Here is a 10,753-nt window from a genome sequence, read left to right as displayed (position 1 = left end):
TCTCTATCTTGATTTTTTTGACGAGGTTAATAGTGCTTTAAGCTTTCAAACTATTCTTTTTTCTAGGTTCAGTTTTTTGCCTTTAGTTGGCGGTTCAGTGAACCGCTTCTCTTCTGGCGCTTTATTAATGTATCAACTCTCCCCTGAGTTGTCAAGCGTTTTGCGAAAATATTTTAAAGTTTTTGGGGAAGCCATACACAGTCAGGGTTTTGGCTCTTACACCGCGCTGGACCATCCCCTGGCTGACTCCTCTTTATGGCTTGGGGCTGCTTCTTGACCCCCAAATACGGTTTTTGGCCGGGTCTGTCATCAAGGGTATTTAAAATCTTTCAGAGCTCAAACATCGTGAGACTTACTCAGAATTCAAGCTTTTTTGAGAATGTGAGGCTGCGGGGCGAGGTTTACTATTACACAAGTTGGTAGTTGCTGAATCTGAGTCCTCGATAATTAGTCTCTGCCTTTGCTGGACTTGAATCAGGGAACGTTGGGTCTGCAATTGAGGCGATGAACCCCCGCTTGCAAGTCCTTTTTCACAAAGCGATCACCACAGGGTACGGTTCTGTAACCCACCTTATTCCATAGCCTTTGGAGGAAGATGCCAAAGCCAATGCTTAGATCGATCGCCCGCAACGACACTCTCATTAATTAGGGCAACCCCGAAACACCGACCGTTACCCCTGTTATTAGCCTTGGACGATCGATCGCGAGTTAGTCTCCTCAACATCTACATCTAAAAAGTGCAAGTGACTCTCTTCCTCAGTATTGACAGCAATCACCAAACCTCTATTCCCCCAAGGAGCGATCGCCCGAGGTGAGGCGGGGCTGCTAAAATTCCCTACTTGAATCCCTTGACTGTTTAACACTTCTATCTGTCCCCCAACATCTGCCAATACCCATCCCCAATTAGCAACACAAGCAGACACGGGCAAACTTTCAAGGGGAATTCGCGCTACCTTAAGGGGCCACAATTTCATCAACAGCACCGCCGCTTTACCACCTTGGGGAATTCCCAGCAAAGTATAAGGCTCAGGTGTCAACAGGATCTGTCCGACGCTGGCAGACAACCGCACAGAACCCACCGGCGTGCCGCGCCGAGTGTAAACTCTAAAAATAGTTTGGGGATTTTTTGGTTCGTTGTCCGGCCAAACTGCTAAGACGTGTCGCCGATCCAAAAAAATTAATTCTGGTAAATAGTGTTCTGGTAACGGCACAGTAGCGATCAACTTCAGGGCTTTTTCCCCATCACCCGCAGTGCTGTTTCCCCCTAAAGAATAAAAACGCAGTTCGCCGGGAACGGCTACTGTCAACCAGTTGCCGTGAGAGTCAACAGCAGCTTTTAAAGCATCTGGGCCTTGCCTAAAACCCATATCCAGCAGGCACTGAGGTTCCCAAGAGCGATTATTGAGCCAGTAAAGTTTTTGCGGAGTGAGAACGCAGCAGCCGTGGGAAACAGGTAAAATGCCGCGCACGATTTCCGGCATTAATGAAATAGAAATAGACATTTCTCCTGTAACTAGCTGTTTTCCCGGCTGAGACCAAACCTTCACCTCTGTACCTACAGCAGCATAGAGATACGTTTCAGTGGCAATTAAAGCGGTCAACGGTGCAGGAAGTATCAGTGGCTTTGGCTGCGAAAGCGAATAGCGCACAGTCCGAAGTAAATTAATAGCCGACTGTGATGCTTTTTCCTCTTCAAACTCCAGTAAAGACTCAGTTTCCGACTTGAGACTTTTATCACCACTGGTTGTGGAATTTTCCCAGGGAATAACGCAGTCGCCTAATTGTCTGACAGCGGGGTCGTACATGATCAGCCGCAGAGCTTGAGCCATTTGGGAAGCACTGGCAAAACGGCGGGCTGGCAGCTTTTCTAAAGATTTTTTGACTATTGCTTGCAAAGGTTCGGGGATGGCGTCAGGAAATTGCAAGCGTTGATTCAGGTGCGCCCACCTCAAGTCTCCGGGGGTTCCGCCGAAAGGACGGTAGCCCATTAGCAACTCAAACAGCAAAATTCCAACTGCATATATATCTGACATGGGAGAGTAAAGACCGTAAAACCTCTCTGGGGCCATGTAAGCAGGGGAACCTACGGTAGCGTCGGGAGAAATTTCTTGGTGGAGGCGAGTGGTACCGATTTCTGGCAGGCGGCGCGCGATGCCAAAGTCAGACAGCCGGGGCGACCAACCTTTGGAACCCAAAGTTAGGAGGATATTTTCGGGTTTGATGTCGCAGTGAACTACGCCTCGGCGGTGGGCGTAGTCTAAGCCTGCTAAAACTTCCATGACTAGCTGCAAACCTTCGAGCAGCCGCAAGGGGCGGTCTTGTTTGAGCAGGTTGCGGAGGGTTCCTCCCTCGCAGTAGTCCATAACCAAGTACCTGCCTGTAGCTGTGTGTTCTAGAGCTCGGCAGGTGACAATGTTAGGGTGCTGCAAGGTGATCAGAAACCATAACTCTCGCAAGAATTCGCTAGTTGGGGCTTTTTGATGGCTGAGTTCTTTGAGAGCGACCAGTTGGCTGGTGAGGCGGGAGTCTTGGGCGGGAGCTTCTCGAACGCTGGCACAAAAGACTCGACCAAATTGTCCTTGTCCGACTAGCCCTAAAATGCGGTACTTAGAATGTTGCATCGGTCTAATTATAGAAAAAGCTTGAGCTAGTATTAAAATATGTAAAGAATTCTGACAAAAATTCAAATTTTTAAATTGCTAGCCAGGTACAGCCTATGTTATCTCAGGTTGATTCTCAGCCGACAATCGAGCGATCGCACAGTCGCACCTACTAAACTCCTTGAGTTTCGGAATCAGTAGCAATCTTGCCGGATTCGGGTGCGAGATATATAACTACCTGTGGCTGCTATTTTAGTCGAGCGCGACTATTACAGTTTTTTCTAGACCGTCAACGAAAAATCTAAGATTTTAGCAATCGCAGCTAAGCTGGAGAATAGGGCAGACGGAACAGCGATTACCAAAACAGAAGCGCGGTTATACTATCTGGGTTAGAGAGCCGGAAGCCGATGCTGCGATAGAGCCATTGTAACCTTTTTGAGTGTTAGCCAAATTTTTTTGGCTTGGAATATGTCGATCGTACTTGCTAAATACTGAACTTGACAGGAGCAAAAATCAATATGGTTAAAATTATTAAACTAGATCCAATTGCGGAGGAAATGGCAGTCGAAACCCGATCGAATATCCTGTCTGCCTTACTTTCCAAAGACTTAGACGTTCTCAAGGAATGCGGGGGGCGGGGAATGTGCGCTACCTGCCACGTTTACATTAAAGAAGGCATGGAAGGCTTGTCTGACATGAACCGCCGCGAGAGGAGGACGTTGGAAGTCATTACTACAGCTAAAGCCAATTCGCGACTGGCTTGTCAGGCTCAAATTATGGGCGAGGGTGTGGTTGTACAGTTGCCTGCGGGGATGTACATTAATGCTATTGAAAATGTCGAAGCTCTGATCGGCCGTCGGGCCCAGCAAGATTTATTACACCCAATTACGGGTAAAGTAGTTGTAGAATCGGGAAAGTTAATTACTCGTTCGATCGTTACACAGCTTAATGAAACCCGCTTCCAAGTAGGACAGTATTTAGTTCGGACAAAAGAAGCTTAAAACTGATATGTTTGTATTTTAGTAGTAGAGCAAAATCTATGTTGAGCCAACTTGCGCGTTTGAGCACGGAAGCAGACGGACGCTACGCCAGTGCTGAAGAACTCCTATTTTTGAAAGACTACTTTCAGTCTTTGAATCACCGGATCAGTGCTTATAAAAAAATTCAAGCGTCTGAGACAGAAATTATGCGGCAAGTGGAAGCACAAATGCAGTCTCTCGACCCTAATTTATTTCGCCGGGGGACTCAAGATGTGACCCAAAAGTGCCGTGGAGATATTTTGCAGGTGTTGAGGCATTCGGCTGCTGCAATGTTGATTAACGATACTGAACGGTTGCGCGATCGGCTCCTGCTTTGGTTGCAAACTATTTTAGGCGCTGTTCAAGTTCGCAATACTGCGACCGTGACCTACGACGTAATGAAAAAGGTACTCAAACAATATCTCACTGTGGAAGAAAGGAACTTATTTTTTCCGATTCTGGACAACAACCGCACTTTACTCGGCAAATAATCAAGGGGGTTGACAGGTTAATGGCGATAAACTGTGCCGTTAGGAAGAGTGGCTCCAATCAACTGCACTCCCCTCAAATCCGCCTCCGTCAGAATGGCTCCCCGGAGGTTGGCTCCTGTCAAATCAGCTTTCTGCAAGTTGGCTTTACTCAGGTTAGCTTTGCTCAAGTCAATTTCCTGCAGGCAAGAATTAGAAAGGTCGGCATTGATCAGATAGGCTAGGCTCAAGTTGGCTTTGCTGAGGTTAGCTCCGCTCAAGTTAGCTTCTATCAGATAAGCACCGCTCAAGTTGGCTTCGTTCAACAATGCCTCTGCCATATTAATTCCAGTTAAAAGTTTGCGGCTCAAGTCTACACCGCTGAGGTCGGCCCCACTGAGGTTAATACCGCTTAAATGGCACCCATTCAAAGTAATATTTCTCAGGTAGGTTTTGCTCAGGTCTGCTTTGCACAAATTGGCTCTATCCAAGCAAGCTTCGCTGAGGTCTGATTCGCTCAAGCACGCGCCGTTTAAATAGGCTTGAGTGAGGTTAGTTCGCCTGAGGTTAGCTTGCAACAGCTTGGCTTTGCTGAGGTTAGCACGGGTTAAGTTGGCTCCGGATAGGTTGGCTTTGAACAATTCAGCTCCGGTGAGCTGTGCTTCGGTCAAGTCTGCCTCTTTGAGACTCGCTAGACTTAAGCAGGCATCTTTGAAATTGACCCCGTTGAGATTGGCTTTAATCAGATAAGCTTTACTTAGATTTGCCTCGCCCAGATCGGCTTTTGTAAGGTTGGCGGCGCTCAGATCTGCACCTGTGAGATTGGCCTTGGGGAGAATTGCTCCGGTCAGATTTGCCCAATTCAGGTGACATCCGGCGAGGTTGGCGCCTGTGAGAGTGGCTCCGCTGAGATTGGCTCCGCTGAGACTTGCTGCCATGAGGTTGGCGCCGGTGAGATTGGCTCCGCTGAGGTCAGCTTTGCTGAGGTTGGCTCGGCTCAGATGGGCTTTGGTGAGGTCTGCACCGCTGAGGTTAGCACCGATTAAGTAGGGTCGGTGCTGGTGTTGGTTGAGGTTTGCCATGATTAGAGTTGGGGCATCGCTGGAACGGTATAAATCGATCGGACTCAAGACAATGCCGCGCAGATTTGCCAGTCTAAAATCTCTTTCGCCGGCTGCATATCGATTTAGAAGTTCGTTGGCGTCCATTAAGTTCTAGCAAAATGTTTTAGGTTGTGATTGCTTTTAAATTTTATAAGTTTCTAGGATAAGTTATGAATTGTCTAGCTCCTAGTTATAATCTGGTTTTCTTTAAATAGCTAAAATAAGATTTTCCAACTCTTTAGCTTTTTTATCATTTAACTCACAGTTTTGATGATGGTGGATTAAATGGCTGGGTAGCCATCGATTTGACAGCTATTAGTTTGTTGCTAATAGCTGTCAAAGAAGTCAATTTTTTTGGGAAAGTTGACTGATAATAGCTTCGTGTTCTTGTCCTTCTTCGAGGAAAATATCTGCTGGTTGGAGGCGATCGCGCAGCCCTAAAATAAAGCGATTGCAGTCCGAACCCAAGGATTCGCACGAGGTTTGCAGGCAGTGGAGTTCTCGACCTGTAAGCTGACTAAAGAACGAACTTAAAATACCTGCTTCTAGAAAACAGGCTGGCTGCTTAGACTTGGGGGCTGTTTTGGCAAAAAGAGAGTTAGCAGTTTTTACTATTAAAAATCCCTGTTCGGAATAGCTGGGGTCCAGTTCAAGTGTTCCCCATCCGTGAGTTTTCCAGCACTGTTGCAAGGACTGAAGAAATTGTACCATTTCCATTTCAGAAACTGGCTGACCGTAGTATTCGCTGACTTCTTCGCAAAAACGCACGTAGAAGTTTTTACCCCACCAGCGACCGCAGTTGAAAAGCACGAGGCGGGAGGCTTGACCAGTTTCTTTTTCTAAGCCGATATAAATCGCTTGAATCAGTGTTTCTGGGAGCGCTATGAGCCGATCGCCCCGGCGGTTTTCGAGCAAGCCGAGTTCGAGGTCACCTCGGACGTAGGCATCGCTGGCAAAGTAGTTTCCAGGGAGTCGGGGCTGTTTGAGCAAGTCGGCAATATTAATCATCGGGAATTAGGAATTGGGAATTGGGAATTGGGAATTTGCTTATTATTTATTACCTTGGTCAATCACAATTGACTGCGCTTGGTCTAAAAATGGCTGTAATATAGCCCTGGCTTGCTCGGAAAGCAGTTCTTTTAAACGAGTTTGCAGCAGATCGCAAACAGTTGCTTCGAGCTTTTGAGTTTGGTGGGCTTCGACTATGCCGGAAAGCCAATCTAGGAGGCGCTGTTCTAGAAAATTTCGATCGTTCAGCAGCATAGCCATAGCGCAATACCGCAATACTAACACCCAGTGTTTGAGCGATCGTTCTAAGGTTTCTTGTTTTTCGTCGGGGAATGTTTCTTGTAGCTTGTCTGCTACTGGTTGGAAGATGCTTGCTTCCTTATCTCGCAAAAATTCGTAAATTTTTAAGCGCTGGGCAAGAGTTGCAGCTTGACGCTTAAAAGCTATGAGTTCTTCGCCTTTTAAAAAGCGGTTTTCTGCCTGATCCAGCAGCGCCTCAATCTCAGGGTGCATGATTTTAATTAAGTGGTAATCGGTAATTGATATAAAGAAAGAAGTTCGGCAACGAGCAGTGTACGGGATTTAACGGATTTAACGGAGGGATTTTGAGAGAGGAGATATGAAAGATGAGAGATAAGGAATTGCCATATTTTTTGTTTTCCATTTCCCACACAGATTAAAACAGGTCGAATAGATCATCAATGGTGACTTCTGCTGGTTCAGAAATAGAAATTACTGGCAAGGGTGGCGGTAGAGGTAGGGCGCCTACTTCGGGAATTCCTTCCCAAGAAATAGCTTGAAAAAAGTCTGCTACTGGCTGGGTTAAATTCATAACTTGACCGGGGGCCGAGCCATTTGGGGTTTCTAAAGGTTTTCCCAACCAATTATAGTGACCAAAGAAGTCTTGGACAGACTTGTCCAACCATGAAGTTTGACTTTTCATCTTTCTTCCTGCCTGGAGAGGCCCACCATCGCACTATCGATCGCGAAATTAGTGGGAGGAAAGGCAGGGCAGGGGATGTGCCTTTCCACGTTGTTGTTTACCGCAATATTTCACCGTGTTGCAGTCGAGTTTGAATATCGCGGGCGTTGGCACCTTCGTTGAGCCAGAATGCTGCTGCATCAATTTTATCAGGGTTGCCGAGCAGGAACTTGCAATATGTTTCTCCCATTGAGTAACATTGGAGTTCTATGCAGCTCAGAGGCTTTTTGACTAGAGATCCGAAGAAACCGGCGAACAAACCGGCATATAGGTGACAAACCGGTTTGCCTACGTCGCCCAAAGTGCGAGCAACTGCTGAGTCAAAGATATTGATGAAGATGCAGCCGTGTTTGCGATCGCTCATGTCAACTTCCCAGCGACCCCAACCTTGAGCAGTGAAAGGCCACCACCAAGTTTCTAGCAGAAACAGGAGATTTGACTGGCGGATGTTCTGGTTGAATTCGGCACTAAACCATTTTTGAAAAAATTCAGAATCTTGCAGCCCCCAATGGCAACCAATAGTATACATTATGACAGAGGAAGCCGGGCCTACTTCTTCTTCGAGTCCCTCCACCAAACCGATAATGAAGTCTTCGCTGGTAAAAATGTTGCGCGACTTATTCCAGTCGTTAATTGTACCTATTTGGTTATCGAAGGAAAAAAAATCCTGGAACCTATAGTGGCTGTGAGTTTTAGGATGCTTTTGCTTCAGTAGCGATTCGCTGGGGGCGGAGATTTCTTTTTGGGCTATAGAGATCATTGGCGGGTTATTCCTTTTTGGTCTAGTTTTCAGAAAAAAAGAGTCAAATAGACTGGCCTGTGTATCCAATTTAACGTCATTTTTCTAAAGGCAGACACAGGGTATAATTTTTTACTGCAATATAAATATTTTAAATTGTAGGATGCTAAATTTGGGCGCTTGTTGGGACTTTGGCCTTCGGACAACTGGTATCTGACTGCGGGCGAAAGTGGGTATAACCTTAAACGGCTATGTGTTATCGTTTTGTGCAAGCTGTCCACTATATATATAGGGCATATGGAGATGAAACATCACGCTTGTATTGCAATAGGCATCAATCAATATCAGTTACTCCAGCCTTTGAGTTATGCCCAAGAGGATGCAGAGGCACTGTACGGTTTTTTGACTGAGGAGGCGGGTTTTGCGCCGGATGGATGTTTGCTCATGACCGATAGCTCGCCGTCGTTGTGGGGTCAATCTACATATCCGAATCGGGAAAATATTCTGAGGTTGACTCAAAGCCTCTGCGCTGAACATTTGCAACATGGAGATTTACTCTGGTGTTTTTTTAGCGGCTACGGTGTCAGCTATGAAGGCAAGGATTATTTGATGCCGGTTGATGGCAATCCGGCTGACATTCCGGGTACCGGGATTCCGGTAGAGTTGCTGTTGAATACTCTGAAAAACGCTCCTACCGAAACAGTGTTGGTGCTGGTTGATATGAACCGCAGCCAGACTGTGAAAGCGGGGGACACGATCGGCTCTCAAACGGCCGAGCTGGCGCGGCAACTGGAAATTCCGACTGTGCTTTCTTGCCGCCCGAATCAAGTTTCGCGGGAAACTTCGGCTTTGCGTCAGGGGTTTTTTACGACGGCGCTTTTGGAGGGACTGCGCTCGGGACAGTGCATGACCCTTAAGGGTTTAGACCGTTTTTTGAGCGATCGGCTGCCGGAGCTGTGCGACCACCATTTGCGTCCTAAACAAGAACCTTTGATGGTGGTGAATCCTCCAGGAAAGGCTAATTTGGTGATTTTGCCGGATGCTTCTGGAGTGCAAACTGCTGTATTGGCAGGACGCAATGGCAATATGGCGGTTAATACGGCTGATGGGTTCGATCGCCCAGAAATGGCGACGGCTACGGCTCGAATGGATCTGCCTCCGGCAGTTCGCAACGCTCAGGATTCGTCGGTTGAGATGCCGCCTGTGTCGCAGCCGAGTGCTGTGGGCGCTGCCGATCGGGGGGGCGATCGACCGAACTTGCAAAAACCGGAGAATGAGGATAACGGCGGGTCGGATAAGTCTTTTTTGCAACAGCTAATTTTGTGGAGCTCTGCTACGGCTTTGGTGCTGCTGTTGGGTGTTTTTCTGACGAACAAATCAATTTTTATCGGTCAGCAGGAAGGAGATCCCCGATCGGCTGCTCAAAATGGCCAAAACTCTGAATCTCAAAAATCTGCTGGTGCCGGGGTGTCGGAGAACCAACCGCGGGCAGTGCAAGCAGGAACTGGAACCAAGCAGCCGCCATCGAGCCAGCAGGTGTGGGCTGAGGCGAAAACTTTTCTCAAGGATGGTTCGGTTTCTAGTTTTAATAAGGCGGTGGCTAAGGCTCGAACGATTCCCGCTAGCGATCCGCTTTACCCGCAGGCTCAGCAGGATATTGAGCGCTGGAGTTTAACGATTTTGGATATAGCTAACGGGCGGGCTACTCGGGGCGATTTCCAGGGAGCGATCGGGGCGGCTAAATTGATGCCTGATGTCAATAAGCCTGTTTACAATCAGTCGAAAGAGGCGATCGCTCAGTGGGAGGAGCTATCCAAAGACCAGAACGTAAATGTTGCTTTGCTATCGGCTGCTAAGGGTCAAATTAAGCGGGGGGTTGCCTCTTCTTACAGTCAAGGCATCCAGCAAGCTAATAAAATTGAGCCCGGCCAGCCGAAGTATGAAGAAGCTCAGCAGTTGATTGGAGAGTGGAGCGAAAGTATTCTCAAAATTGCTCAGTTGCGCGGCTCTCAAGGAAAGCTGAAAGAGGCAGTTGAAGCTGCTTCGCTTGTGCCGTCGGGTACTAAGAGCTATCAGCAGGCTCAGAAGAATATCGCCAATTGGAAAACTAAGCTGCAAGGCCAGAAAAAAGGTTGATTTAGTTGATAATTTCCCGGTTTTCCACCGGGAAATTATCTTAGCTACAAAGCCCAGATAGGTCGCTCGCTCGATACCTCTTGACACTGCAAGAGGACACATATCCATAATTTAAAATTAATAATTTTATTCACCCTTTCCCCTCCGAAAATCCTGCGCTCTGGGATTTTATATGCTGTGCGATCGATTCTTTTTATAGGTAAAAAATATCCTAGGGGCGGGTTAATTAAAATCTTTAATCCACGTCCAGGATCTTCATAAACCCGCCCCTCTACAATCAAAAAACTATTTCTTTTACCATAAGGATGGCTGTAGGAATATTTTTTTAACAAAAAACGTTGATGCACAAGTCCTAAATGAGTTAATTTGAATTTGTAATTAAAATAGTTAAATGTTGTGTTTTATTATTTCACCTTATCCGGTAAATTAGTATTTAATTCCCACTTTAGTAATCAGCAAATTGGGCGATATTTGATGGCTATCATACACCAACTAAAATGCAAAATCGACTTGAATATGCGGGTAAAAAAGTTGATTTTTTTACCGTTCTTTTGAGGCTATTAGGAGATATCAACGGATGGAAGACTGTTTAAACTGGTGCTTTTTTAAAATTATTAGCATTCAATACTCCGGACAGTTTTTAAAGAAGGATGCGACGCCTACGGCAAGCAACGCTTACGCAATAAATCACAGAAGCGA

General features: G+C 46.6%; 10 protein-coding genes. 4 read left to right on the top strand and 6 right to left on the bottom strand.

Annotation, left to right across the window (positions count from 1 at the left end; genetic code table 11):
* A partial coding sequence (locus QUA54_RS32790) for a hypothetical protein (protein ID WP_333419035.1) occupies nucleotides 1-277 on the top strand: 277 nt, incomplete at its 5' end.
* Nucleotides 278-683: 406 nt separating this feature from the next.
* On the opposite strand, the gene QUA54_RS32785 is transcribed toward QUA54_RS32790, so the two are convergent.
* On the bottom strand, nucleotides 684-2,621 hold the full coding sequence (locus QUA54_RS32785) for a serine/threonine-protein kinase (protein ID WP_333419033.1): 1,938 nt from the start codon (nucleotides 2,619-2,621) through the stop codon (nucleotides 684-686).
* Between the two features lie 497 nt (nucleotides 2,622-3,118).
* Here QUA54_RS32785 and QUA54_RS32780 point away from each other — a divergent pair, with 497 nt between their 5' ends.
* Both QUA54_RS32780 and QUA54_RS32775 read left to right on the top strand, forming a co-directional pair.
* A complete protein-coding gene (locus QUA54_RS32780) occupies nucleotides 3,119-3,601 on the top strand; it encodes a 2Fe-2S iron-sulfur cluster-binding protein (RefSeq protein ID WP_172192644.1) in 483 nt (160 codons plus the stop codon).
* Nucleotides 3,602-3,639: 38 nt separating this feature from the next.
* On the top strand, nucleotides 3,640-4,110 hold the full coding sequence (locus QUA54_RS32775) for a phycobilisome protein (RefSeq protein WP_172192645.1): 471 nt from the start codon (nucleotides 3,640-3,642) through the stop codon (nucleotides 4,108-4,110).
* A 17-nt stretch (nucleotides 4,111-4,127) separates the two neighbouring features.
* Here QUA54_RS32775 and QUA54_RS32770 read toward each other — a convergent pair whose 3' ends face one another.
* The 5 genes from QUA54_RS32770 to QUA54_RS32750 all read right to left on the bottom strand — a co-directional run bounded on the left by QUA54_RS32770 (nucleotide 4,128) and on the right by QUA54_RS32750 (nucleotide 7,939).
* Nucleotides 4,128-5,294, bottom strand: a complete 1,167-nt coding sequence (locus QUA54_RS32770) for a pentapeptide repeat-containing protein (protein ID WP_333419030.1) — start codon at nucleotides 5,292-5,294, stop codon at nucleotides 4,128-4,130.
* Nucleotides 5,295-5,534: 240 nt separating this feature from the next.
* A complete protein-coding gene (locus QUA54_RS32765; RefSeq protein ID WP_333191145.1) occupies nucleotides 5,535-6,197 on the bottom strand; it encodes a V4R domain-containing protein in 663 nt (220 codons plus the stop codon).
* 42 nt (nucleotides 6,198-6,239) lie between these two features.
* Nucleotides 6,240-6,710, bottom strand: coding sequence for a phycobilisome protein (locus QUA54_RS32760; protein ID WP_333191146.1), 471 nt, complete (start codon nucleotides 6,708-6,710; stop codon nucleotides 6,240-6,242).
* Between the two features lie 163 nt (nucleotides 6,711-6,873).
* Nucleotides 6,874-7,140 (bottom strand): hypothetical protein, encoded by a 267-nt coding sequence (locus QUA54_RS32755; RefSeq protein WP_333419028.1) that lies wholly within the window; start codon nucleotides 7,138-7,140, stop codon nucleotides 6,874-6,876.
* Nucleotides 7,141-7,237: 97 nt separating this feature from the next.
* Entirely contained in the window at nucleotides 7,238-7,939 is a 702-nt protein-coding gene (locus QUA54_RS32750; protein WP_333191148.1) for a V4R domain-containing protein, read from the bottom strand.
* Between the two features lie 282 nt (nucleotides 7,940-8,221).
* On the opposite strand from QUA54_RS32750, the gene QUA54_RS32745 reads away from it, so the two are divergent.
* Nucleotides 8,222-10,054, top strand: coding sequence for a peptidase C14 (locus QUA54_RS32745; RefSeq protein ID WP_333419026.1), 1,833 nt, complete (start codon nucleotides 8,222-8,224; stop codon nucleotides 10,052-10,054).
* Nucleotides 10,055-10,753: the final 699 nt, after the last annotated feature.

The sequence above is a fragment of the Microcoleus sp. MOSTC5 genome, assembly GCF_036701825.1.
Classification (GTDB): Bacteria; Cyanobacteriota; Cyanobacteriia; order Cyanobacteriales; family Microcoleaceae; genus Microcoleus; species Microcoleus asticus.
This window is presented reverse-complemented; position numbering and strand designations above follow the sequence as displayed.

Bases quoted from the DNA above. Each gene is read 5' to 3' on its own strand.
- QUA54_RS32750 (WP_333191148.1), bottom strand. From the start codon at position 7,939: ATGATCTCTATAGCCCAAAAAGAAATCTCCGCCCCCAGCGAATCGCTA.
- QUA54_RS32745 (WP_333419026.1), top strand. From the start codon at position 8,222: ATGAAACATCACGCTTGTATTGCAATAGGCATCAATCAATATCAGTTA.
- QUA54_RS32785 (WP_333419033.1), bottom strand. From the start codon at position 2,621: ATGCAACATTCTAAGTACCGCATTTTAGGGCTAGTCGGACAAGGACAA.
- QUA54_RS32770 (WP_333419030.1), bottom strand. From the start codon at position 5,294: ATGGACGCCAACGAACTTCTAAATCGATATGCAGCCGGCGAAAGAGAT.
- QUA54_RS32755 (WP_333419028.1), bottom strand. From the start codon at position 7,140: ATGAAAAGTCAAACTTCATGGTTGGACAAGTCTGTCCAAGACTTCTTT.
- QUA54_RS32780 (WP_172192644.1), top strand. From the start codon at position 3,119: ATGGTTAAAATTATTAAACTAGATCCAATTGCGGAGGAAATGGCAGTC.
- QUA54_RS32775 (WP_172192645.1), top strand. From the start codon at position 3,640: ATGTTGAGCCAACTTGCGCGTTTGAGCACGGAAGCAGACGGACGCTAC.
- QUA54_RS32760 (WP_333191146.1), bottom strand. From the start codon at position 6,710: ATGCACCCTGAGATTGAGGCGCTGCTGGATCAGGCAGAAAACCGCTTT.
- QUA54_RS32765 (WP_333191145.1), bottom strand. From the start codon at position 6,197: ATGATTAATATTGCCGACTTGCTCAAACAGCCCCGACTCCCTGGAAAC.